This window comes from Phenylobacterium sp., from assembly GCF_046291545.1.
In the GTDB taxonomy this organism is placed as follows: domain Bacteria; phylum Pseudomonadota; class Alphaproteobacteria; order Caulobacterales; family Caulobacteraceae; genus Phenylobacterium.
The window spans coordinates 994,912-1,017,248 of record NZ_JBKBSM010000001.1 but is presented as its reverse complement, the minus strand read 5'-3'; the positions used below and the strand labels follow the sequence as shown (position 1 = coordinate 1,017,248).

Sequence of the window (22,337 nt, the reverse complement as noted above, 5' to 3'; positions counted from 1 at the left end):
TTGGGGCCTAGGCTGACGCAATGACTCCATCTCCCCGCCCAGGCGAAGCGCGTCCCGTCGGCCGGCCGCGCCACGACGGGCGCCCGCACCTGAGCCGCGACGCGGTGCTGCAGGCCGCGGCCAAGCTGATCGCGCGGGAAGGCTTCGCCGGCGCCAGCGTGCGCAGGCTGGGCGCGGCCCTGGACGCCGCGCCGGCCTCGCTGTTCAACCTGTTCCCCTCCAAGGACGTCCTGCTGGACGAACTGATCGTCTATGCGGCGGCGCCGTCCCTGCGGTTCTACGCCGCTCTCCAGGCGATCGACGCGCCGGCGCCGGCGCGCCTCTACTGGACCGTGCACGAGGAGGTCTCGGTCGTGGCCTCGATCGACCCGGACTATCCGGCGCTGTTCTACCTGCCGGAGCTACGCCGCCCGCAGTTCGCCGCGGCCCAGGCCGCGCGCGCCGAAATGGTCGACCATTATCGACGCCTGATCGACGCGGGGGTGGCGGCCGGCGACTTCGTCTGCGAGGCCCCGGCCTTGGCGGCCGAGCAGATGCTGCAGCTCACGGAGACCAGCGTGCTTGCGGCCGGCGAAGCGGCGGCCATGCCAGCGGCCGACCAGGCGCGGGCGACCGCGCGGCTTTGCCTGCGCGCCCTGCTGCGCGATCCGGACCACCTCGACGCCGTGGAGGCCCGGGCGCAGGCGATCGACCTGCACATGAGCCTGCCGGCGCCCGTCGACGGGCCGGGCGGCTAAGCCCCCCTTCGCAGGGCGGCCGCCTCGCGGGCCAGGGCGGTGATGCGGTCCCAGTCGCCCGCACGAACGGCGTCGGCGGGGGCCACCCAGCTGCCGCCCACGCAGATCACGTTGGGCTGGGCGAGGTAGTCGGCGGCGTTGGCGGCGTCCACGCCCCCCGTGGGACAGAAGCGCGCCTGGGGAAACGGGCTGGCGAAGGCCTTCAGCGCGCCGACGCCGCCCACGACATTGGCAGGAAAGAGCTTGAAGCGCTCGAAGCCGGCGGCGAGGCCGGCCATCAGTTCGGTCGCCGTGGCGACGCCCGGAAGCAGGGGGACCGGGCCTTCGGCGCCCTCGCCCTCGATCAGGCCGGGGCTGACCGCGAACCGCGCGCCGGCGTCGGCGACCGCCTGACGGGCCGCTGCGGTGGTTACCGTGCCGGCCCCGACCACCGCCCCTTCCACCTCGCTCATGCGCTGGATGACCTCGATCGCCGCCGGCGTGCGCAGGGTCACCTCCAGGGCGCGCAGGCCGCCGGCCACCAGGGCCCGCGCCAGGGGCTCGGCCTTTTCGGGATCCTCGACGATCAGGACCGGGACGACGGGGGCGAGGGTGAGGATCTCGTCCAGGGTCACAGGAGGCCTCCTTCCATGCGCTTCAGCTCGCGCGCAGCGCCCACCAGCGCCGCATAGGGATGGACGATCAGCGTGGTGGGAATGTCCTTCACATAGTCGGAGAGCCGGCCCTTGTCCTCGAAGCGGCGACGAAAGCCGCCGGAGTCCAGCCGCTCGACCATGCGAGGGGCGATGCCGCCGGTGATGAACACCCCGCCGCGGGCGCCGAACGTGAGCGCCAGGTCCCCAGCCACGCCGCCCAGAATCTCGCAGAACCTGTCCAGGGTGCGGCTGGAGAGCGGGTCGCCGTCTAGGGCCGCGGCGAACACGGCCTTCTCGTCGGCGAGCGGGGCGGGCGCCCCCTCGATGTCGGCGAGGGCGCCATAGAGGTCGTAGAGCCCGGCGCCCGACAGGACCCGCTCGCGCGAGACCCGGCCGAAGCGCGCCTTCAGGCGGCGCCAGACCTCCACCTCGACCTCGTCGTCCGGCGCGAAGGCGGCATGCCCGCCCTCGGTGGCGAGCGGCGTCTCGGTCAGGCCCGAACGGGCCAGGGCTGCGACCCCGAAGCCGGTGCCGGCGCCCATGACGGCGACGGGATGGCCTTCGGCGCCCTTCAGCTCCGGCCCGATCCGGCGCAGCTCGTCGCCCTGCAGGAGCGGCGCAGCCAGGGCCTGGGCGGCGAAGTCGTTGATGAGCGACACGGCTTCCAGCTCGAAGGCGCCGACCAGCTCGGTCTCCGAAACCGTCCAGGACAGATTGGTGAACTCGATCTCGCCGTCGATCACCGGACCGGCGACCGCGAGGGCGGCGCGCGCGGGACGTATCCGGCCGGCGGTGGTCTCCAGATACTCCTCGAGCACCGCGTCGAGCGACGGATAGTCGGCGCACAGGTAGTTCTTGGGAAAGCGGATGCGCCCGTCCTCGTCCACCAGGGCGAGGCGGGCGTTGGTGCCGCCCACGTCGCCCACGAGTCCCCGATGCTCGCCCTTCACGCCGCGGCCTCGAACAGGACGCTGGCGCCCTGGTCGGCGCGGCTGGCCGCGCGGCGCATCCAGCCGAACAGCTCGCGCCCGTAGCCGCGGGCAGCGGGGGGCGTCGATGCGGCGCCCCTTCGCTGCAGCTCGGCCGGGTCGACCAGGATCTCCAGGACGCCGGCTTCGGCGTCCAGGCGGATGACGTCGCCGTCGCGCACCCGGGCGAGCGGTCCGCCGTCGGCGGCTTCGGGGGTGACGTGGATGGCGGCGGGCACCTTGCCCGAGGCGCCCGACATGCGCCCGTCGGTGACCAGGGCGACCTTGAAGCCGCGGTCCAGGAGGACCCCCAGGGTCGGGGTCAGGCTGTGGAGTTCCGGCATGCCGTTGGCCTTTGGGCCCTGGAAGCGGACGACGGCGATGAAGTCGCGGTTCAGCTCGCCGCGCTTGAAGGCGTCGATCACCTGCTCCTGGTCTTCGAAGACCACGGCCGGCGCTTCGATCGCCAGGTGCTGCGACTTGACGGCGGAGGTCTTGATCACGGCCCGGCCGAGCCCGCCTTCCAGCAGGCGCAGTCCGCCCTCGGCCTGGAAGGGATCGTCGACGGGACGCAGAAGGTCGCGGTTGAGGGAGACCCCCGCGCCCTCCCGCCAGACCAGCCGGCCGTCCTTGAGGAAGGGTTCGGTCTGGTACAGCCGCAGCCCGCCGCCGGCGACGGTGACCACATCCTCGTGGGCGAGCCCCGCGTCCAGCAGCTGGCGCACGACGAAGGCCATGCCGCCCGCCGCATGGAAGGCGTTCACGTCTTCCGACCCGTTGGGATAGACCCGGGCCAGCAGGGGCACGACCCGCGACAGGTCATCGAAGTCGTTCCAGGTCAGGAGGATGCCGGCGGCGCGGGCCATGGCCAGCAGGTGCAGGGTGTGGTTGGTCGACCCGCCGGTGGCGAGAAGGCCGACGATGGCGTTCACCAGGCTCTTTTCGTCGACCACCTGGGCCATCGGCGTGTAGGCGTTCCCGCCCTGGGCGATCTCCACCGCCCGGCGGGGCGCGGCCGCGGTGAGGGCGTCGCGCAGGGGCGTATTGGGCGTGACGAAGGCCGCGCCGGGCAGGTGAAGGCCGGTCAGTTCCATCATCATCTGGTTGGAGTTGGCGGTGCCGTAGAAGGTGCAGGTGCCCGGCCCGTGGTAGGACTTCATCTCCGAATCGAGCAGCTCCTCGCGGGTGACCTTTCCCTCGGCGTAGAGGGCGCGCACATGGGCCTTCTCGCTGTTGGAGATGCCCGAGGTCATCGGCCCGGCCGGGACCATGATCACCGGCAGGTGGCCGAAGGCCAGCCCGCCGATCACCAGGCCCGGGACGATCTTGTCGCACACGCCCAGCAGCAGGGCCGCATCGAAGGCGTCGTGCGTCAGCGCCACGCTCGTCGACATGGCGATGACGTCCCGCGAGAACAGCGACAACTCCATGCCCGGGCGGCCCTGGGTGACGCCGTCGCACATGGCCGGCACGCCGCCGGCCACCTGGGCGGTGGCGCCCGCCGCGCGCGCGGCGGCGCGGATGATGTCGGGAAACCGCTCGAACGGCTGATGGGCCGAAAGCATGTCGTTGTAGGCGGTGACGATCGCCACATTTGGCGCGGTCGGATCACGCATGCGCGTCTTGTCGCCCGGCGTCGTGGCCGCAAAGGCATGGGCGAAGTTGGCGCAGGACAGCTTTGCGCGTCCCGGGCCGGCGTGGCGGGCTTCCTCGACATGGGCCAGGTAGTCGGCGCGCAGGTCGCGGCTGCGCTCGACGATCCGGGCCGTGACGTCGGCGACGACGGGATGCATGGCGGATGTCTCCTCTTGCGGGCGAGCGGTCAGGGCGACCAGATGATGCGGACGGGCGCGGCGCTCTGCTGGAGCACGGCGCCCACCGGGAAGTCCGCACCGGCGGCTGCGGCGCGCAGAATCTCGCGCTTGGCCTCACCCGCCACGGTGATCAGGATGGCCTGCGCCTGAAGCAGCGCCGGCAGGGTCAGGGTGATCCGGGCCACGGGCGGCGCGCCGACCGGCTCTGGAACCCCCATCACCATCTGGCGGCAGCTCGGGTCCATCGCCTGGTCAAGCACGGACGCGCCGGGGATCAGGGAGGCGACGTGACCATCCTCGCCCATGCCCAGGTGCACCAGATCGAACGGCAGGACGGCGCGCACCAGCGGCTCGGCCTTCGAGGCCGCGGCCTCCGGCGAGGCTTCGGGCGAATAGAGGGGTATGAAGATGGATCGCGCCGCGCGGCCCACCCGCAGGTGCGAGTTCACGAGCCGTGCGTTCGAATCCGGGCTGTCGTCCGGGACGAAGCGGTCGTCGGACAGGGTGACGACCACCCGCGTCCAGTCCAGCGCCGCCCGAGACAGGCGATCGTAGATCGGCGTCGGGGAGCGGCCGCCGGTGGCCGCCAGCACCGCACGGCCGCGCCGGCCCAGCGCCTCGGCCAGGCGATCGCCGACGAAGGCTGCGGCGGCGTCTGCGGCTGCGCCCTGGTTGGCGAAGACCTCGATCATGACCCGCTCATAACGCCTCCGCCGTCATTGCGCTTCAAGGGCCTCGCCGGCCGTGTGCACGATTTCGCGAGTCCATGGGAACGCGAAGACCGCCCGGGAGATTTCGCGTGCAGCGGCGCCTTCGGCGCCCAGGTGGGGCGGTCCGTTCCAGCAGCGAGACATAGACATGAGAATCGCGCAGGTCGCTCCCCTCTACGAAGCCGTCCCACCGCGCCTGTACGGCGGCACTGAACGGGTGGTCGCCCATCTGACAGACGCCCTGATCAGTCTGGGGCACCAGGTCACGCTGTTCGCCAGCGCAGAGGCCCGGACCAGCGCGGCCCTGGCCCCCGTGCGCGATCAGGCGATCCGCCTGGACCCGGCCCCGCTCAAGTCGGACCTGGCCGCGCACTTGAGCATGCTGCACGAAGTGCGCAGACGCGCGGCCGATTTCGACGTGATCCATTTCCACACCGATCTCATCCAGTTCCCGCTGTTCGAACACATCGCCGGACGCACGCTGACCACCCTGCACGGGCGCCTCGACCTGAAGGATCTGCCCGAGGTCTACCGGCGCTGGCGCGACTTCCCGCTGGTCTCGATCAGTCATGAGCAGCGCCGTCCCCTGCCCTTCGCCAACTGGATGGCCACCGTCCACCACGGGGTGCGCGCCGACCTGTTCGCGCCGTCGGCCGCGCCGCGGGGCTATCTGGCGTTCCTGGGGCGCATCTCGCCGGAGAAGCGGCCGGATCGGGCGATCCGCATCGCCCAGCGGATCGGCATGCCATTGAAGATCGCCGCCAAGGTGGACAAGGTCGACGAGGCCTATTTCCGCGAGGAGATCGCCCCGATGCTGCAGGACGCGCCGCAGGTGGAGTTCATCGGCGAGATCGGCGATGCGGAAAAGTCGTCGTTCCTGGGCGGGGCCGAAGCCCTGCTCTTTCCGATCGCCTGGCCCGAACCCTTCGGCCTTGTGATGATCGAGGCCATGGCCTGCGGCGCGCCGGTGGTGGCGTTCAACTGCGGCTCGGTCCCCGAGGTGGTCGAGCCGGGCGTCACGGGCTTCATCGTCGAGGACGAGGAACAGGCGGCGGCGGCCGTGCAGGCGGCCCGCCGGCTCGACCGGCGCGAAATCCGGCGCCGCTTCGAAACGCGGTTCTCGGCGACCGCCATGGCCGGCCGCTACCTCGCCCTCTACGACCAGCTTCTGGCGCAGGGCCAGCCGGAGCCGCCGCTGGCGGCGATCGCCTGAGCACGGCTGATGGACGATCTTGCACCCGGCCCCAGCCCCACCGCCGAACAGGACGCGACGGGCGACGCCCGCGTTCCCCACCTGCTCTATGCGCTAAAGGACCGGGACACCTTCCTGGTCGCCGACGCGTCGGGCGATGTAATCGGGCGCGGCGACGGCCTGTTCCACAACGACACCCGCGTGCTCTCCCGGCTGCGCCTGTTGCTGGGCCCCGGCAAGCCCTCGCTCCTCAGCGCCGCGATCTCCGAGGACAACGTCTTCTTCACCTCGCACGGCTCCAACCAGGCCCTGCCCCTGCCGGGCGGACCGATGGGGCCCCCCGGCGTGCTGCACGTCGAGCGCAAGCGGTTCCTGTGGGACGAGCGCCTCTACGAACGGATCGCCATCGTCAACTACAGCCGCGATGCGGTGCTGACGCCCGTCGTCATCGAGTTCGACGCCGACTTCCACGACATGTTCGAGGTGCGGGGAGCCAAGCGCAGAAGTCGCGGCGCGCGCCTGCCCACCGAGATCGAGGGCCGGTCGGTGCGCTTCCGCTACTTGGGGCTGGACAAGGTGGAGCGCACCAGCGTGATCGCCTTTTCCGAACCGCCGGGGCGGCTGTCCGAAAACCGGGCCGAGTTCCTGTTCTCTATCGCGCCGGAGAGCCGCTTCGAGCTTTTCCTGGAAGCCGGCGGCCACGACGGCCACACCCCCTGCCGTGAACGCTTCCGGGCCTGCGCCGCCCGCGCGCGATGGGAGATGCGCGCCCGCAGGCGCCACGGCGCGCGGCTCGTCACCTCCGGCCGGCTGTTCAACCACTGGCTCGCCCGGTCGCGCTCGGACCTGGCGCTGCTGGTCACGCGGCTGGAGACCGGTCCCTATCCCTATGCCGGCATCCCCTGGTTCTCCACGCCCTTCGGACGCGACGCGATCATCACAGCCTGGCAGATTCTGTGGTTCGACCCCTCGCTCGCCCGGGGCGTGCTGGCCTATCTGGCGGCGCATCAGGCCGAGGAGGTGTCGAGTTTCCGCGACAGCGCGCCCGGCAAGATCATGCACGAGACCCGCAAGGGCGAGATGCCGGCCGTCGGCGAGGTGCCCTTCGGCCGCTACTACGGCGGGGTCGATACGACGCCGCTGTTCGTCGCCCTGGCCGGAGCCTACGCCGAGCGCACCGGCGACTACGCCCTGATCGACGCCCTGTGGCCGGCCCTGGAGCGGGCGGTGCACTGGATGGAGCGGTTCGGCGATTCCGACGGCGACGGCCTGATCGACTATGCCCGCGGCGCGCAGTCAGGCCTGGCCAACCAGGGCTGGAAGGACAGCGAGGACTCCGTCTTCCACGCCGACGGGCGCTTTCCTGCGGGCCCCATCGCCCTGGTCGAGGTGCAGGGCTACGCCTACGCCGCCTACCGCGCCATGGCCCGGTTCGCCGAGCGGCGCGACGACATGGAGGCCGCCCGCCGGTGGGAAGGCCGCGCCACGCGACTGAAAGCTGCGGTGGAGCGGGAGTTCTGGATGGAGGACGAGGGCTACTACGGCATCGCCAAGGACGGCGAGGGACGGCTCTGCCGGGTGATGAGCTCCAATCCGGGCCACCTGCTGTTCGTGGGCCTGGCCGATCCCGAGCGGGCCAGGAAGGTGGCGCGCCGGCTGCTGTCTGCGCCGTTCAACAGCGGCTGGGGACTGCGCACCCTGGCCAGCGGCGAGGTCCGCTACAATCCGATGTCCTATCACAACGGTTCGGTCTGGCCGCACGACACGGCGATCTGCGCCATGGGCCTGGCCCGCTATGGCGAGCGGGACGGGCTGGTGCGCCTGATGTCGGGCCTGTTCGAGACCGCGGCCAGCTTCGAGATGCGCCTGCCCGAGCTCTTCTGCGGCTTCCCGCGCCTAGCGGGGGAGCCGCCGGTGGCCTACCCGGTGGCGTGCCTGCCCCAGGCCTGGGCGGCCGGATCGGTGTTCATGATCCTGCAGGCGTGCCTTGGCCTGCACATCAACGCCCCCGAACGGCGGATCGACGTCTACAATCCGCACCTGCCCCTGGGCATCGACCGACTGAAGATCGAGGGCCTGAGGGTGGGGTCGGCGGTCGCCGACGTGGTCTTCGAGCGGATCGGCGAGCACGTCGCCGTCCGCAGCCGGCCGGTGGAGGGGCTGGCCCTGCGACTGCTCTGACGATCAGCGGCGCGGCGTATGGGCCAGGCGCAGGATGTTGGCCGCGCCGGGCGAGCCCATCGGCAGACCGGCCAGGATCAGCACGCGCCGGCCGGGCGGGGCGAGCCCCTGGGCCAGCGCTTCTTCGACGGCGACCTTGGCCAGGACTTCCGGATCGTCCGGCTGCTCCACCACGCGCGACTCCACACCCCAGACCAGCGCCAGGCGCCGGGCGGTGGCGACGCTGGGCGTTAGGGCCAGGGTCGGCTGGAGCGGCCGCTCGCGCGCCAGCCGCTGCGCGGTCTGGCCCTTGGTGGTGAAGGCTGCGAGGCAGGCGATGTCCGCCACCTCGGCGGCGCGGCTGGCGGCGGCGACCAGCGCTTCGGCGTCGCTCTCGTCGCGCGGGTACTCCGCACTCATCAGTTCCGGCCAGCGCGGGTCCTGCTCCACGCGGGTGATGATGCGGTCCATGATGGCCACCGCCTCGAGGGGATAGTCCCCCGCCGCCGTCTCGGCGGAGAGCATGACCGCGTCGGCGCCCTCATAGACCGCCCCGGCCACGTCGGACGCCTCGGCCCGGGTGGGCGTCGGCGAGCGGATCATGCTTTCCAGCATCTGGGTCGCGACGATCACCGGCAGTCCGCGCAGGCGCGCGGCGCGCACCAGGCGCTTCTGGGCGACGGGGACCTCCTCCGGCGCGAGTTCGACGCCCAGGTCGCCGCGCGCGACCATCACCGCCTGGGAGAGGTCGAGGATCTCGTCGAGCGCCTCCAGCGCCGCGGGCTTCTCGATCTTGGCGAGGACGCCGGCCCGGCCCTGCACGATCTGCCGCAGTTCGGCCATGTCGGCCGCGCGCTGGACGAAGCTGAGGGCGACCCAGTCGACTCCCTGCTCCAGCGCAAAGGCGAGATCGGCGCGGTCCTTGGTGGTCAGGGCCGGGATCGGGATCGTCAGGCCCGGCAGGTTCAGGCCCTTGTGGTTCGACAGGCGTTCGCCGGCCACCACCGTCGTACGGGCGAAGTCCGGCCCGTGCTCGAGCACCCGCAGGCGCACCTTGCCGTCGTCCAGCAGGATGTCGGCGCCGATCCGGAGGGCGGCGAACACTTCCGGATGTGGGGCGCTGACGCGGCTGGAGTCTCCAGGCGCCGGATTGGTGTCGAGACGGAAATCCTGGCCGGGCTTCAGCCGCACCGCCTCGTCGGCGAAGGCGCCCAAGCGAAGCTTCGGGCCCTGCAGGTCGGCCAGCACCGCCAGCGGCCGGCCGAGGGCCGCCTCGGCGGTGCGGACCGCCGCTATGGCGTGGGCGTGCACCGTATGGCTTCCGTGGCTGAAGTTTACGCGGAAGACATCGGCGCCGGCCCTGGCCAGGGCCGCCACCTTGTCCGGGGCGGCGCTTGAGGGGCCGAGGGTGGCCACGATGCGGGCGCGGCGGGACCGAATCATCGAAGCTCCATAAGCTGTTGGCGATCCCGCGGCCTTGGGCCGCGGCCCGGATCGGACCATGGCAGTAGACGTTCTAGATCGCGGACCACGATTGTGGGACCCGGATTTGAGCCCGATCGCCGCCGACCGGCCATCGGGCGTGTCCGGTCTGGGCCGCGGAACACGGCGACATCGTAGAGGCGGCGCAGTTGATGCAAACCGTTGATCTTTTCCCCATCGGCAATTGTCAGGCCAGCGCCTTGATCGATCGGCAGGGGCGGTTCGTCTGGGCCTGCGCGCCGCGCGTGGACGGCGACCCGGTCTTCTCGGCGCTGCTGTCCGACCGCGATCCCGCCGCGGACGAGACGCTGGGCCTGTGGGCGGTGGAGGTGGAGAGCCTGGTTCACGTGCACCAGGCGTACGATCGCAACACGCCGATCCTGCGCACCGAGCTGACCGACGCCAACGGCGCCGTGCTGGAGATCATCGACTTCGCTCCGCGCTACCGCCAGTTCGGCCGAGTCTACCGGCCCCTGGCCTTCATCCGCCTGGTCCGCCCGATCTCGGGAACGCCGCGGATCCGCATTAGGATGCGTCCGACCTCGGCCTGGGGATCGGAGCCGGCGCGGCGAACCAGCGGCTCGAACCACATTCGCTACGTCGGCGCCGCCGCAACCCTGCGGATGACGACCAATTGCCCAGTCTCGCACATCGAATCGGAGCGCTTCTTCCGTCTGGAGGAGCCGATCTCGATGTTCCTGGGCCCCGACGAAGGCTTCGACGCCGACGTGTCGGCCACCACCCAGCGCATGCTGAGCGAGACCACGAACTATTGGCGCGATTGGGTGCGAACCCTGTCGCTGCCGCTGGAGTGGCAGGAAGCTGTGATCCGGGCGGCGATCACCCTGAAGCTCTGCGCCTACGAGGAGACCGGCGCCATCGTCGCCGCCCTGACGACCTCGATCCCCGAGCACGCTCCGGAGCCGGGCGAGCCGGCCCGCAACTGGGACTACCGCTACTGCTGGCTGCGCGACGCCTACTATGTGGTCCAGGCGCTCAACCGGCTGGGCGCCGCGGACATGCTGGAGAACTACCTCAGCTACCTGCGCAACCTGGTGGACAAGGCAAAGGGCGGTCACATCCAGCCGGTCTACGGGGTCGGCCTGGAGCCGGCGCTGACCGAACGCTTCGCCGAGGGCCTGCCCGGCTATCGCGGCATGGGGCCGGTGCGGATCGGCAACCAGGCCCATGAGCATCTGCAGCACGACGTCTACGGGCAGATCATCCTGTCCAGCGTCCAGGCCTTCTTCGACGAACGGCTGCTGCGTCCGGCCACGATCGACGACTTCCGTGCCCTGGAGCCGGTGGCCGAGCGGGCTTTCGAACTGCACGACAAGCCCGACGCCAGCCTGTGGGAGTTCAGGGGACGCGAGGCGGTCCACACCTATTCTGCGATGATGTGCTGGGCCGCCTGCGACCGGCTCGGCAATGCGGCGGCCAAGCTCGGCCTGCTTGAGCGGGCGGACTACTGGAACGGGCGCGCCGCAGAGATCCGGGCGACCATCGAAACGCGCGCCTACAACGAAAAGCTGGGGCGGTTCTCGTCCACCTTCAACGGCGAGGAGCTCGACGCCAGCCTTCTGCAGCTCGCCGACGTGCGTTTCGTGCCGGCGACCGATCCGCGCATGGCCGCCACCATCGAGGCGCTGGAGAGCGGCCTGCGCCGCGGCCCCTACATGCTGCGCTACGCCCTGCCCGACGATTTCGGCGAACCGAAGACAGCGTTCAACATCTGCACCTTCTGGCTGATCGAGGCGCTGCACATGTGCGGCCGCATCGACGAGGCGCGCAACCTCTTCGAGGAGATGCTGTCGCGGCGGACCGCGGCGGGCCTGCTGTCGGAGGACATCTCCTTCGACGGCTCGGAGCTGTGGGGCAACTACCCCCAGACCTACTCCCTGGTCGGGCTGATCAACTGCGCGGCGCTGCTCAGCAAGCCCTGGACCTCTGTGCGATAGCTCGCCTCAGGCCTTGGCTGGCGGGCCCGCGGGCGCCGCGGCCGGCCGCTCGCGCAGCGGCAGCGCCGGGATCATCAGCATAAGGATGAAGCCTCCGACCAGGATCGCCAGGCTGAACGCCATGCCGTGGACGATGGCGACGGAGAAGCTTTCGCGCACCATCCGCTCCATCGCCTGGGCCTGGGGATCGGCGGGCGCATCGGCCTCCGCCGGCCGGGTCTGCCGTTCGACCGCCATCCGCTGCAGGTCCGACAGGTCGAGCGCGCGCACCGCATGGGCCGGGTCGGGGGGCGCGCGGTGGGCCAATTCGCTCGAAAGGCCGGCGGTGAGCAGGGCGCCGAACAGCGCGACCCCCATGGTCGAGCCGATCTGGCGAACGAACTGGCCCGAGCTGGTGGCGACGCCGAGCTGGTGGATCGGCACCGCATTCTGTACGGCGATGTTGAACAGGCTCTGGCCGGGCCCAAGCCCCACGCCGACGATCAGGAGCCGCCAGGTCAGGTCCAGCGTCGAGGTGTCCGGCCCGATGAAGCACAGCAGGCCGACGCCGATCATCAGCACCACGCCGCCGCCGATCATGAAGGGCTTGTAGCGGCCGGTGCGGGTGACGAACTGCCCGTTGACAGTGGATGAGGCGACGAGGCCGCCCATCAGCGCCAGCATGGTCAGGCCGCTGCGGGTGGCCGGCACGCCTTGGCCGACCTGCATGTAGAGCGGCAGGAACGCGGTCACCCCCATGAAGGCCATGGAGTAGACGAAGCTGGCGCCGTTCGCCGTGGTGAAGGTGCGGTTGCCGAACAGCTCCAGGGGCAGGATGGGATCGCGCACGACCCGTTCGACCACGACGAAGGCGACCAGGGCAGCCGCGGCGACGCCGAAGAGTCCCACGATCAGGGGCGAGGTCCAGGCATGCTCATGGCCGCCCCAGGTGATCGCCAGCAGCAGCGGAACGAAGGCCGTCACGATCAGGGCCGCGCCGGCCAGATCGATGCGCCCGCCGCCGCGCCGGGGCAGGCTGGGCATCTTCACCAGGATCATCACCACCGCCGCCAGGGCGAACGGCACGTTCACATAGAACACCCAGCGCCATCCCTGGATCAGGTGGCCGAACAGGACCACGGTCCCATGGTCGGTGAAGAAGCCGCCGATGACCGGGCCCAGCAGGCTCGCGACGCCGAAGGTGGCCCCGAACAGGCCAGAGAACTTCGCCCGTTCTCGCGGCGCGTAGAGGTCGGCGACGATGGCGAAGGCGATGGTGAAGAGCGCGCCGCCGCCCAGCCCCTGAATGGTGCGGAAGACGATGAGCTGGGTCATGCCTTCGCCCAGCAGCGGCAGGTCCCCGAACTCTCCCGAGAGCCCCGCCAGCCAGGAGCCAAGCAGGAAGATTCCGATGCCGGCGAGCAGGACGGGCTTGCGCCCGTAGAGATCCCCCAGCTTCCCCCAGATCGGCACCATCACGGTGGAAGAGAGCAGATAGGCCGTGGTGGCCCAGGCGTAGAGGTGCAGTCCCGACAGCTCCGCCACGATCCGCGGCATGGCCGTGGCCACCACCGTCTGGCTCATGGCGCTCAGAAGAAAGATGATGAGGACGGAAATCAGGGTCAGGCGACGTTCGTCGTCGCTGAACTCATGCAGCGTTTCCAAATGCGTTTCCCGGCGGCGAAAATGCGCCGCCCCCAATTGAATTTTCTAATTATGCGGACGCCGGCGGCCGAGGCCGCCGGCGCAGAAACAAGCTACACGCTATCCGGCGTTGTCGCCCTGGGATTTCTTCCCCTCGCCCACCCGATGCGCGCGCCGGGCGGCCATGTTGAGCCCCTCGACGAGAGCCGAGAAGGCCATGGCGGCGTAGATGTAGCCCTTCGGCACATGGACCCCGAACCCGTCGGCGATCAGCACGGCGCCGATCATCAGCAGGAAGCCCAGGGCCAGCATGACGACGGTCGGGTTGTCGTGGATGAACTTGGCCAGCGGATCGGCCGCCAGCATCATCACCGTGACCGCCACGATCACGGCGATGACCATGATCGGCAGATGGTCGGTCATGCCGACGGCGGTGAGGATCGAGTCGATCGAGAACACCATGTCGATGAGGAGGATCTGCACGATAGCCGCACCGAAGTTGGCGATCGCCGGCCCCTTCACGTCCAGCACCCCGTGGGAATCGCTGACGTCCACCTTCTCGTGAATCTCCGTGGTGGCCTTCCACACCAGGAACAGGCCGCCCGCGATCAGGATCAGGTCGCGCCAGGAGAAGGCCAGGTCGAACGGGGCGTGACCGTCCGGGCCGGGCGTGGGCGTCCAGGGCAGGGTGAAGACAGGCTGAGTGAGGCTGACGATGAAGGCCAGGGTCGACAGAAGGCCCAGGCGCAGCACCAGCGCAAGCGAGATCCCGACCCGGCGCGCGCGGCTGCGCTGATGCTCCGGCAGCTTGTTCGACAGGATCGAGATGAAGATCAGGTTGTCGATGCCAAGGACCACTTCCATCACGATCAGGGTCACAAGGGCCGCCCAGGCGGTCGGATCTGAGACCCAACCGAATACATTCTCCATCGTCGATGATCTCCCAGCTGTGCGTATGCCTATCTAGTGCATTCGTGCGCCACGCCCAGGGGTCTCGTCGTCAACGGGCTGGTGAGTTTTCGCTGTCAGGGTGGCGAACCGGCTGGCGGCTCGCCCGGTGCGCGACTTGCAGTCGCCTTCCTGGGGCGCCCGGCGGCGGCGCCAGAATGGGACGCGCACCTGATGACAGACGGTCAGAACATCCGACAACTGACGTCCTTGCGGTTTTTCGCCGCCTTTTGGGTGGTGCTGTTCCACTATTGGCCAAAGCTGGCCGGGCCCGCCGCACCGATGTTCGTGGAAAAGGGCTATCTGGGCGTGGAGCTGTTCTTCGTCCTGTCCGGCTTCATTCTTTCCCACGTCTACCGGACCAGCGTCGAAGACGGTCGTTTCCGCTACGCCTCCTTCCTTTGGGCGCGCCTGGCGCGGGTCTATCCGCTGCACCTGGCCACCCTGGCGGGCCTTGGCCTGGTGGCGGCGGCGGCGACGCTCGCCGGGTTCGCCGTCGACGCCAACATCCTCTCCTGGCAGGCGCTCCCGGCGAACCTGCTCCTGGTCCACGCCTGGGGCTTGGCTCCGGTGGCCGGCTGGAACCATCCGTCGTGGTCGATCTCGGCCGAGTGGTTCGCCTATCTGACCTTTCCGCTCTTCGCCTGGACGGCCATCCGCCTTAAGGACCGCCCGGTGATCGCTGTGGCCGGCGCGGTCGCCTTCCTCGTCGGGCTCTATGCGGCCTTCCAGGCCCTGGCGGGCTTTCCTCTCACCCAGGCGACCATCCATTGGGGCGCGCTTCGCATCGTCCCCTGCTTCGCGCTCGGCTGCGCCCTGCACGCGCTGTGGCGCGCCCGGCCCGCCCGCAAGAGCGGCGAGGCCCTGACGAACGCCGCAATTTCGGGCGCCGTGACGATCTTCATGGCCGCAATCGGGGCGCCGGACGCCGCAATTGTGATCGGCCTTGGGGCGGTGATCTTCTTCCTGGCGGGTCTCGCACAGACCGGTTCGAAAGCTTTTGGTAACCCTGTTTTCGTGTACCTCGGCGAGATCAGCTATTCGATCTACATGATCTGCGTGCCGTGGAAGATCGTATTCGTGAACGCGGCCGTCAGAGTATTTGAGCTGAACGGCGAGCAGTTGCCCCTGCCCCTGTGGATCGCGTTCATCGCCGCCGTCGTTCCACTGGCCGCGCTGTCCTATCATCTCATCGAGAAGCCGGCCCGGGCGCGGATGAAGCTGTGGGCCGACGCGTGGGACTCGCGGCGACCGTCGGTCGCAGGCGTTTAAACCCTCTTTTCATACGCGCACGGCATTGTTACCCCTAACCGCAGTTCGCGTCGGGGGAGTACCCATAGCTATGCGTCTACGGGCGAGAACCGTCTTCGGTTCCCTGGCCGTTGCGGCCGTTATGAGCTTCGCGCCGATCAGCGGCGCCGTCGCCGAGACCTACTGGCAGTGCGTGCCGTTCGCGCGGCTGGCGAGTGGGATCCAGATCTTCGGCGACGCCTGGACCTGGTGGAAGCAGGCCGCCGGCAAGTACGAGACGGGCTTCCAGCCCCAGGCTGGCGCCGTTCTGTGCTTCAAGCCGACGGGCAAGATGAAGCTGGGGCACGTGGCCGTGGTCAGCCAGGTGCTGACCGACCGCGTCATCCAGATCAGCCACGCCAACTGGTCCCGCATCGGCGGCTCCCGCGGGCAGATCGAAAAGGACGTCACCGTCGTCGACGTGTCGCCGGCCGGCGACTGGAGCGCCGTCAAGGTCTGGTATGACCCGGTGCGCGACCTCGGCTCCAGCACCTATCCCACCTACGGCTTCATCTATCAGGACGCCAGCGCCCAGCAGACCGCCAACTCCGGCCTCAACACCGCGCAGAACGTGGCGATCGCCGTGGCCCAGTCGGCGGCGAGCCAGATGATGACCGCCGCACGCCCGGGCTCCGGGCCGCTTTCGATCCTGAGCCAGGCCGCCGATTCCACCGACCGGATCGCCGCGCTGATCCAGGCCGCCGCGGCCCGTGAGGAAGCGACGCGGGAGTAGTTCGGGCGATCGGAGGCCACGACCGGCGAACGGCCGACAAGCCCTTGATCCCGAACGCCTTTCCGCGAGCTGTGGAAAACCCCGCCTGAGGCGGATTGTCGCAAGGGTTCCTTAAGCCTGCGGCGCGAAGCTCCGCGGATTCCCGACACCGCTTGCGAGCTCCATGACCTCTGCGTCCGGCCTTGTCCGTCAATTCGACGCCGCGTCGCTGCGACGGATCCTGGAGCGGCATCGCCGCTATCTCGCCGGCCGCAGCGGCGGGGCCCGAGCGACCCTGGCCCACGCCGATCTCTCCAACTTCACGCTTAAGGGCGCAGAACTGCGCGACGCGGACCTGTCGGGCGCGCGCCTGGCCGGCGCGGTGCTGGAAGGGGCGGACCTCTCCAACGCCGTGCTGTTCGGCGCGGATCTGCGCGATGCGGACCTGCGCCGGGCCAACCTGACGCGGGCGGACATGAAGGGCGTGTGCCTGCGCGGGGCGAACCTGGAAGGCGCTCAGCTGGTCGAGGCCGACCTGCGCGAGGGCCTGATCGCTGTGCAGGACCGGGTGGACGGCTTCCGCATCCTCAAGCACCAGAAGCGCGAAGGCGAACTCGACTATGCGGTGATGGCCGGCGCCAACCTCGCCGGCGCGAGCCTGGGCGCCGGCGTGGCCACCGCCGCGGACCTGACCGACGCCAATCTCGCCGGCGCGAGCCTGGGTGGAGCGCGGCTGCATCGGGCGGTGCTGAACAACGCCAACCTGACTGGAGCGGTGGTGTTCGGGGCCGATCTGAGCGGCGCGTCGCTGAGAAAGGCGATCGTAGCCGGGGTGGACCTGACCTCGGCGAACCTGGAAGATGCCGACCTGTCCGAGATTCTGCGGGCGCCGCCGCCGGTGATCTACATCGACGACCGACCGCTCGCCGACGTGCTGGCCGATCACGAGGCCTTTTGCACCAGCCAGGGCCGCACCGGCGCCGTGGCGCGGCTGGGCGACGTCGATTTCCGGCCCATGCGACGCCTGAGCAAGCGCCAGCTCACTGGCCTCGTCGCGCCGCGAGGGATCTTCTTTGGTCTGAACATGGAAGGCGCGCAGCTCCAGGGCTCGGACCTGAGCGGCGCGGATCTTCGCGGCGCGAACCTCAAGGGCGCGGACCTGCGCGGCGCCAGGCTCAAGGGCGCGCAACTGGTGCGGGCGGATCTGCGGGAGGCGGTCCTCGGGCCGCTGATGATCGCCGAGGGCCGCTACCTGCGCGCCGACCTGACGGCGGCCAGCCTGCGCCACGCCGACCTGCGCGGCGCGGACCTTCGCCGCGCCCGCCTGCTGGAGGCGGACCTGGCCTTCGCCAAGCTGGACGGCGCGGACCTGCGGGGAGCCGAAAGGCCCCGCGCCTGACGTCGGCTACATCTGCCTGCGCACGGGGGCGAGGTCCGGGAAATCGGCGTCGCGCTTCTCAGCTTTGGCCTTGAACGCCTCGGCCATGTGCGGCCCCGAGAACATGCCCGTCTGCCACACGCCGATGTAGTCCAGGCCGTCCCTGATGGTGTGGTCGCGGGCGTAGTTGATCATCACCTTGGAGCCCGTGACGGCCAGCGGCGCCTTGGACGCGATCTCGCGGGCGGTGGCCATCACCGCCTCCATCATCGCCTCGTGGGTGTCGTAGACCTCGTTCACCCACCCGATCTCCTTGGCCTTCTGCGCCGGCATGCGCCGGCCGGTGTAGGCCATCTCGCGCACCCAGCCCTCGGGGATCAGCTTGCACAGCCGCGGGAAGGTGCCGACGTCGGCGGTCATGCCGATGTTGATCTCCTGAATGCAGAAGAAGGCGTCGGCCGTGGCGTAGCGGATGTCGCAGGCCGAGGTCATGTCCACCGCCCCGCCGATGCAGCCCCCCTGGATGGCCGCCAGCACGGGCATTCGCGCCTCGTCCAGGCAGGAGAAGGCGTCCTGCAGGTGCTTGATGTGATAGCGCTGGGCCTCGGCGTTGATGTGCCGGTCGACGTTCTGCGAAGGCGCGGTCGAGCCGCCGCCCTGGAACACCGCCAGGTCCATTCCGGCCGAGAAGTGCTTGCCGCTCGACGAAATGACGATGCAGCGGGCCCGGGCGTTGTCGTCGATGTCGCGCACGATCTGCGGCAGCTCGTTCCAGAAAGCCCGGATCATGCTGTTGAAGGCTTCCGGCCGCTTCAGCCGGATGTGGGCGACCTGGTCCTCGATGGTGACTTCGAAGCAGGTCCATTCAGCGGCGGTCGCCGCAACCGGGGCGTGGGCGTTCATTGGCGTCTCCTCGTTTGCTTCATCATCGGCCAGCGCGCGCGCAGCGCCAAGCGCCCGCGGTTGCGGCCACGCGGGGGTGGCCTTCAGGTGATCAGGGTTTATATGGGCCGGGTCGGAGGGAGTGAACGCATGGACGCCATCGTCGCCTATGAGCCGCGCGCGCGGCGTTTCGCGCTGCCTGGCCGCGGTGGAGAGATGGCGGCGCTGGAGTACGGCCCCCAGGACCGCCCCATAGACATCGTCTTCTGCCACGCCAACGGCTTCAACGCCCGCACCTACCGGACCATCCTGTCGCCGCTGGCGGCGGAGCTGCGCCTGCTGGCGGTGGACATGCGCGGGCACGGCGACAGCACCCTGCCCGCCGAGACCGAGGGGCGCCTCGGCTGGAGCGACTTCCGCGACGACCTCGTCGCCCTCCTGGAACAGCTGGACCAGGCCCCCGTCGTCCTTTCCGGCCATTCCATGGGCGGCGCCACCTGCCTGCTGGCCGAGGCCGAGGTTCCCCAGCGGGTCAAGCGCCTGGTGCTGTTCGACCCGGTGATCCTGCCCCCGGACCAGGTGCGCCAGGCGGGCTCCGACGAGATCCGCCATTCGCCGATGGTGCAGGGCGCCCTTCGCCGCCGGGCGGTGTTCGAGGACCGGGCCCAGGCGCTGGCCGCCTATCGCGGCCGCGGCGCCTTCAAGACCTGGAGCGAGGCCCAACTCGCCGACTATGTGGCCGGCGGCTTCAAGGACCGTCCCGACGGGCAGGTGGAGCTGGCCTGCAGCCCCCAGTGGGAAGCCTCCAACTTCGCCTCGCACGGCCACGATCCCTGGGCCGCCTTCCACCAGGGCCGTGCGCCCATCCGCATCCTGCGCGCGGCCGAGGCTTCCACCTGCCGCATCGAGGGCCACGAGGACGTGCTCGCGGCCACCGGACGGGTGACCCTCGAAACCGTGCCGCAGTCCTCGCACTTCCTGCCGATGGAACGTCCGGACCTCGTCCGTGACGCGCTGCTGGCGGCCGCCCAGGCGCGCTAGAGCGACAGGCCCTCGATCACCTGGGCCCTGGCCGCCTCCGCCGCTTCGGGAGCCAGAGCCACGACCTTGCGCGCGTCGAGGTCGAAGTTGACGGCGATCGCCGCCGCGCTTCCCCACGGCCGCCCGGTCGCCGGGTCCAGCAGCCAGTGGACGAAGCGGCGCACCTTGCCGTCGGCGAACGCCGTACCCGAACGCATCTCCAGCCGATCGCCGGCCCTGGGCCAGGCGTGGTGGATCAGGCGGTACTCCAGCGCGGCCCCGCCGATCCGCGCGCCGCTGGCGCCCTGCACTTCGTCGGCCGTGGGCCGCCGACCGAGCAGGCGGGGAATGCCGTCGGATATCCGGCCCATGAACTGGTCGACCGCCATGCGCCCAAAGACGTCGCAGTCCCGTGGGCCGACCACGCCCAGGCCGATGCGCTTCAGGCCCAGTTCGTCGGCGCGGGCCAAGCTCGCGCTGGTGTTCACCGGCTCCAGCGGCAGGCTTCGGGGCGCCGCATAGGCCGGCAGCGGAATGGTGATCGCGCGGGCGGCCTCGCGCATGCGTTCCGTCCACGGAAAGGACGCGCCCTCCTTGGGAGTGGCGTGGGCCACCACGGTCTGGAAGGTCGCCGCCGGCTCGCCGGAAAGATGGCGCATGACCATGAGCAGCCGCGCCTCGCTGACGCCCATCTCGATGACGCCGCCGGTCATGTAGAGGCCCGCCCCCGGCCGCGCCTCCCGCAGGAAGCGGATGTGCTGCTCCCTGACCAGCAGCGTGGACTCGGCGTGGGGTGCGAAGGCCTTGCGCAGACCGAGGTGCGCCGCGAGGCCCGCCAGGCCTTCCATCGACTTGGCGACGTAGAAGCGCACGTTCATGTGGCCCATCTCGTCGCATTCCCAGGTGTTGACGCCGCCGCCCCACACCTCGGGGCCCGTCTCTTCCCGCGCCTGATCGTTCACGCCCGCCCTCCGTCGCCGCGCGGAACCTAGGGAGGATGGCGGAAGCCCGCAATCGCGGCGTAACCGATCGGCGGTTTCGCACGAACCTGGGGTCAGGCATGCTTGCCGCACCGGAGACGATCAGATGCCGAACGCCCCGCCCATGAGGGTGCTGATCCGCCGCCACAGCCTGATGGTTCGCGTGACCCACTGGGTCAACGTCGTCGCCCTCGTCGTGCTGCTGATGAGCGGATTGCAGATCTTCAACGCTCATCCGGCGCTCTACTGGGGCCAGGACTCGCGTTTCGCCGCGCCCTGGATCGCCATGTCCGCCCAGGAGCGTGGCGAACGCGTGGTCGGCGTAACCACGGTGGGTCCGCTGACCTTCGAGACCACCGGCGTGCTTGGCTATTCTGCGCGCAAGGGCGTGATGGAGCCGCGGGGCTTTCCGGCATGGGCCACGATCCCGAGCTGGCGCTCGCTGGCGGACGGGCGGATCTGGCACTTCGCCTTCGCCTGGCTGTTCGTGCTGAACGGGCTCGCCTATCTGTCGGCCGCGATCCTCAGCGGCCACCTCTCGAACGACCTGTGGCCCCGTCGCGGCGAGCTTTCGCCCCGCCACCTCGCGCACGAGGTCGTCCAGCACGCCCGCCTGAGATTTCCCAAGGGCGAGGCGGCGCGGCGATACAACGTCCTGCAGAAGGGCGCCTATCTGGCGGTGATCCTGGTGCTTCTGCCGCTGATGCTGGCGACGGGGCTTTCCATGTCGCCGGGCATGAACGCGGCCCTGCCCTGGCTGACCGAGGTGTTCGGCGGACGGCAATCGGCCCGGACCCTCCACTTCCTGACCGCGAGCGCGATCGTCGCCTTCGTGCTCGTCCACCTCCTGATGGTCGTCGCCTCCGGGACCTGGAACAACATCCGCTCGATGATCACCGGGCGCTACGCCATCGAAGTCGAGGAGCCGGCTCCATGAGCACCGATCGCCGCCGATGGCTGAAGGGCGCGGGCGCCAGCCTGGCTGGACTGTGGCTGGCCGCCTGCGACCAACTCAACCGCAACAGCGCCGTACACGGCGCCCTGGCCGAGGCCGAGACCCTGACCCGGCGAGCCCAGCGGCTGGTCGTGCCCCGCGAAGCCCTGGCCAAGGAGTTCACCGAGGCCGACATCTCCCCGGACTTCCGCGCCAATGGCACGACCCGACCGGGCGATGCGGACTATCGCGCCCATCTCGCCTCGGGGTTTGCGGACTGGCGGCTGGAGCTCGGCGGTCTGGTCGAGCGGCCGCTGTCGCTCAGCCTGGCCGAATTGCGCGCCCTGCCCGCGCGCACGCAGATCACGCGCCACGACTGCGTCGAGGGCTGGTCGAGCATCGGCAAGTGGACTGGCGCGCGCCTTGGACCGCTGCTGGAGCGGGCGGGCCTGAAGCCCGAAGCCCGCTTCATCGCCTTCCACTGCGCCGACAGCCTCGGGGGCGCCGCGAACGGCAAGTACTACGAGAGCATCGACCTGATCGACGCGTTTCACCCGCAGACCATCCTGGCCTACGACATGAACGATCAGGTGCTGCCAGTGGCGCACGGCGCGCCGGTGCGCCTGCGGGTGGAGCGCCAGCTCGGCTACAAGCACGCCAAATACGTCATGCGCATCGAGGCGGTCGCCGACTTCGCCCATCTGGGCCGCGGCAAGGGCGGCTATTGGGAGGATCGCGGCGACTACGCCTGGTACGCCGGCATCTAGGGCGGGCGCGTAGAGCGCAGATCAACCTCGCCTGGAGGATTTGGCCTGCAGCAGCGGCGAACCGTCGCGCCGGGCGACGATTAGCATGTGTTAATATTCGCAAACAGGCTGCGCTCAAGCGCCCGGCCATGGCATGTTCGGGGAGAC

19 protein-coding genes are annotated in these 22,337 nt (G+C 70.0%); 10 read left to right on the top strand and 9 right to left on the bottom strand.

All coding sequences use genetic code 11. The features are described 5' to 3' along the window. Nucleotides 1–20 precede the first annotated feature (20 nt). Nucleotides 21–737, top strand: a complete 717-nt coding sequence (locus ACK4YQ_RS05040) for a TetR/AcrR family transcriptional regulator (protein ID WP_409608903.1) — start codon at nt 21–23, stop codon at nt 735–737. On the opposite strand, the gene eda is transcribed toward ACK4YQ_RS05040, so the two are convergent. Genes eda through pgl form a run of 4 tightly spaced genes read right to left on the bottom strand, consistent with a single transcriptional unit; the run spans nt 734 to nt 4,846 of the window. Further along, nucleotides 734–1,351 (bottom strand): bifunctional 4-hydroxy-2-oxoglutarate aldolase/2-dehydro-3-deoxy-phosphogluconate aldolase, encoded by a 618-nt coding sequence (gene eda, locus ACK4YQ_RS05035; RefSeq protein ID WP_409608901.1) that lies wholly within the window; start codon nt 1,349–1,351, stop codon nt 734–736. The genes ACK4YQ_RS05040 and eda overlap by 4 nt on opposite strands. Further along, entirely contained in the window at nt 1,348–2,322 is a 975-nt protein-coding gene (gene glk, locus ACK4YQ_RS05030; protein ID WP_409608899.1) for a glucokinase, read from the bottom strand. Before glk ends, eda begins: the two co-directional genes overlap by 4 nt. Next, nucleotides 2,319–4,133, bottom strand: coding sequence for a phosphogluconate dehydratase (gene edd / locus ACK4YQ_RS05025; RefSeq protein WP_409608897.1), 1,815 nt, complete (start codon nt 4,131–4,133; stop codon nt 2,319–2,321). The genes glk and edd overlap by 4 nt, the downstream gene beginning before the upstream one ends. A 29-nt stretch (nt 4,134–4,162) precedes the next feature. Then, nucleotides 4,163–4,846 carry a 6-phosphogluconolactonase gene (gene pgl / locus ACK4YQ_RS05020; RefSeq protein ID WP_409608895.1) on the bottom strand — a complete coding sequence of 228 codons (684 nt, stop codon included), beginning with the start codon at nt 4,844–4,846 and terminating at the stop codon, nt 4,163–4,165. A gap of 166 nt (nt 4,847–5,012) precedes the next feature. Between pgl and ACK4YQ_RS05015 the strand changes: the two genes are divergently transcribed. Next, entirely contained in the window at nt 5,013–6,077 is a 1,065-nt protein-coding gene (locus ACK4YQ_RS05015) for a glycosyltransferase family 4 protein (protein ID WP_409608893.1), read from the top strand. Nucleotides 6,078–6,086: 9 nt separating this feature from the next. Beyond that, entirely contained in the window at nt 6,087–8,237 is a 2,151-nt protein-coding gene (locus ACK4YQ_RS05010) for a glycogen debranching N-terminal domain-containing protein (RefSeq protein ID WP_409608891.1), read from the top strand. Nucleotides 8,238–8,240: 3 nt separating this feature from the next. On the opposite strand, the gene pyk is transcribed toward ACK4YQ_RS05010, so the two are convergent. Then, entirely contained in the window at nt 8,241–9,659 is a 1,419-nt protein-coding gene (gene pyk / locus ACK4YQ_RS05005; RefSeq protein WP_409608889.1) for a pyruvate kinase, read from the bottom strand. Nucleotides 9,660–9,847: 188 nt separating this feature from the next. Here pyk and ACK4YQ_RS05000 point away from each other — a divergent pair, with 188 nt between their 5' ends. Further along, a complete protein-coding gene (locus tag ACK4YQ_RS05000) occupies nt 9,848–11,656 on the top strand; it encodes a glycoside hydrolase family 15 protein (RefSeq protein WP_409608887.1) in 1,809 nt (602 codons plus the stop codon). Between the two features lie 6 nt (nt 11,657–11,662). Here ACK4YQ_RS05000 and ACK4YQ_RS04995 read toward each other — a convergent pair whose 3' ends face one another. Then, complete coding sequence (locus ACK4YQ_RS04995; RefSeq protein ID WP_409608885.1) at nt 11,663–13,300, bottom strand: MDR family MFS transporter; 1,638 nt, start codon at nt 13,298–13,300, stop codon at nt 11,663–11,665. 99 nt (nt 13,301–13,399) lie between these two features. Then, nucleotides 13,400–14,209 (bottom strand): TerC family protein, encoded by an 810-nt coding sequence (locus ACK4YQ_RS04990; protein ID WP_409608883.1) that lies wholly within the window; start codon nt 14,207–14,209, stop codon nt 13,400–13,402. 192 nt (nt 14,210–14,401) lie between these two features. Here ACK4YQ_RS04990 and ACK4YQ_RS04985 point away from each other — a divergent pair, with 192 nt between their 5' ends. The 3 genes from ACK4YQ_RS04985 to ACK4YQ_RS04975 all read left to right on the top strand — a co-directional run bounded on the left by ACK4YQ_RS04985 (nt 14,402) and on the right by ACK4YQ_RS04975 (nt 17,628). Next, the gene (locus tag ACK4YQ_RS04985; protein WP_409608881.1) at nt 14,402–15,499 is read left to right on the top strand and encodes an acyltransferase family protein; all 1,098 of its coding nucleotides are present in this window, start codon (nt 14,402–14,404) and stop codon (nt 15,497–15,499) included. Between the two features lie 70 nt (nt 15,500–15,569). Next, nucleotides 15,570–16,250: a CHAP domain-containing protein gene (locus tag ACK4YQ_RS04980; RefSeq protein ID WP_409608879.1), complete on the top strand. Its 681-nt coding sequence runs from the start codon at nt 15,570–15,572 to the stop codon at nt 16,248–16,250. A 163-nt stretch (nt 16,251–16,413) separates the two neighbouring features. Next, nucleotides 16,414–17,628, top strand: a complete 1,215-nt coding sequence (locus tag ACK4YQ_RS04975; RefSeq protein WP_409608877.1) for a pentapeptide repeat-containing protein — start codon at nt 16,414–16,416, stop codon at nt 17,626–17,628. Between the two features lie 6 nt (nt 17,629–17,634). Here ACK4YQ_RS04975 and ACK4YQ_RS04970 read toward each other — a convergent pair whose 3' ends face one another. Continuing rightward, on the bottom strand, nt 17,635–18,510 hold the full coding sequence (locus ACK4YQ_RS04970; protein ID WP_409608875.1) for a crotonase/enoyl-CoA hydratase family protein: 876 nt from the start codon (nt 18,508–18,510) through the stop codon (nt 17,635–17,637). A gap of 129 nt (nt 18,511–18,639) precedes the next feature. Between ACK4YQ_RS04970 and ACK4YQ_RS04965 the strand changes: the two genes are divergently transcribed. Beyond that, the gene (locus ACK4YQ_RS04965; protein WP_409608873.1) at nt 18,640–19,530 is read left to right on the top strand and encodes an alpha/beta fold hydrolase; all 891 of its coding nucleotides are present in this window, start codon (nt 18,640–18,642) and stop codon (nt 19,528–19,530) included. Here ACK4YQ_RS04965 and ACK4YQ_RS04960 read toward each other — a convergent pair. Next, a complete protein-coding gene (locus ACK4YQ_RS04960) occupies nt 19,527–20,471 on the bottom strand; it encodes a thioesterase family protein (RefSeq protein ID WP_409608871.1) in 945 nt (314 codons plus the stop codon). The two genes, ACK4YQ_RS04965 and ACK4YQ_RS04960, sit on opposite strands and share 4 nt — an antisense overlap. A gap of 124 nt (nt 20,472–20,595) precedes the next feature. On the opposite strand from ACK4YQ_RS04960, the gene ACK4YQ_RS04955 reads away from it, so the two are divergent. Both ACK4YQ_RS04955 and ACK4YQ_RS04950 read left to right on the top strand, forming a co-directional pair. After that, nucleotides 20,596–21,426: a cytochrome b/b6 domain-containing protein gene (locus ACK4YQ_RS04955; protein ID WP_409608869.1), complete on the top strand. Its 831-nt coding sequence runs from the start codon at nt 20,596–20,598 to the stop codon at nt 21,424–21,426. Continuing rightward, the gene (locus tag ACK4YQ_RS04950) at nt 21,423–22,190 is read left to right on the top strand and encodes a molybdopterin-binding protein (protein WP_409608867.1); all 768 of its coding nucleotides are present in this window, start codon (nt 21,423–21,425) and stop codon (nt 22,188–22,190) included. The genes ACK4YQ_RS04955 and ACK4YQ_RS04950 overlap by 4 nt, the downstream gene beginning before the upstream one ends. Nucleotides 22,191–22,337 lie beyond the last annotated feature (147 nt).

What these genes read in the sequence shown, in the direction of transcription:
- ACK4YQ_RS05015 (WP_409608893.1), top strand. Translation starts at nt 5,013, where the DNA reads ATGAGAATCGCGCAGGTCGCTCCCCTCTACGAAGCCGTCCCACCGCGC.
- ACK4YQ_RS04990 (WP_409608883.1), bottom strand. Translation starts at nt 14,209, where the DNA reads ATGGAGAATGTATTCGGTTGGGTCTCAGATCCGACCGCCTGGGCGGCC.
- ACK4YQ_RS04965 (WP_409608873.1), top strand. Translation starts at nt 18,640, where the DNA reads ATGGACGCCATCGTCGCCTATGAGCCGCGCGCGCGGCGTTTCGCGCTG.
- ACK4YQ_RS04985 (WP_409608881.1), top strand. Translation starts at nt 14,402, where the DNA reads ATGACAGACGGTCAGAACATCCGACAACTGACGTCCTTGCGGTTTTTC.
- ACK4YQ_RS04975 (WP_409608877.1), top strand. Translation starts at nt 16,414, where the DNA reads ATGACCTCTGCGTCCGGCCTTGTCCGTCAATTCGACGCCGCGTCGCTG.
- edd (WP_409608897.1), bottom strand. Translation starts at nt 4,133, where the DNA reads ATGCATCCCGTCGTCGCCGACGTCACGGCCCGGATCGTCGAGCGCAGC.
- ACK4YQ_RS04980 (WP_409608879.1), top strand. Translation starts at nt 15,570, where the DNA reads ATGCGTCTACGGGCGAGAACCGTCTTCGGTTCCCTGGCCGTTGCGGCC.
- pgl (WP_409608895.1), bottom strand. Translation starts at nt 4,846, where the DNA reads ATGATCGAGGTCTTCGCCAACCAGGGCGCAGCCGCAGACGCCGCCGCA.
- ACK4YQ_RS04950 (WP_409608867.1), top strand. Translation starts at nt 21,423, where the DNA reads ATGAGCACCGATCGCCGCCGATGGCTGAAGGGCGCGGGCGCCAGCCTG.
- ACK4YQ_RS05010 (WP_409608891.1), top strand. Translation starts at nt 6,087, where the DNA reads ATGGACGATCTTGCACCCGGCCCCAGCCCCACCGCCGAACAGGACGCG.
- ACK4YQ_RS05040 (WP_409608903.1), top strand. Translation starts at nt 21, where the DNA reads ATGACTCCATCTCCCCGCCCAGGCGAAGCGCGTCCCGTCGGCCGGCCG.
- ACK4YQ_RS04955 (WP_409608869.1), top strand. Translation starts at nt 20,596, where the DNA reads ATGCCGAACGCCCCGCCCATGAGGGTGCTGATCCGCCGCCACAGCCTG.
- ACK4YQ_RS04970 (WP_409608875.1), bottom strand. Translation starts at nt 18,510, where the DNA reads ATGAACGCCCACGCCCCGGTTGCGGCGACCGCCGCTGAATGGACCTGC.
- pyk (WP_409608889.1), bottom strand. Translation starts at nt 9,659, where the DNA reads ATGATTCGGTCCCGCCGCGCCCGCATCGTGGCCACCCTCGGCCCCTCA.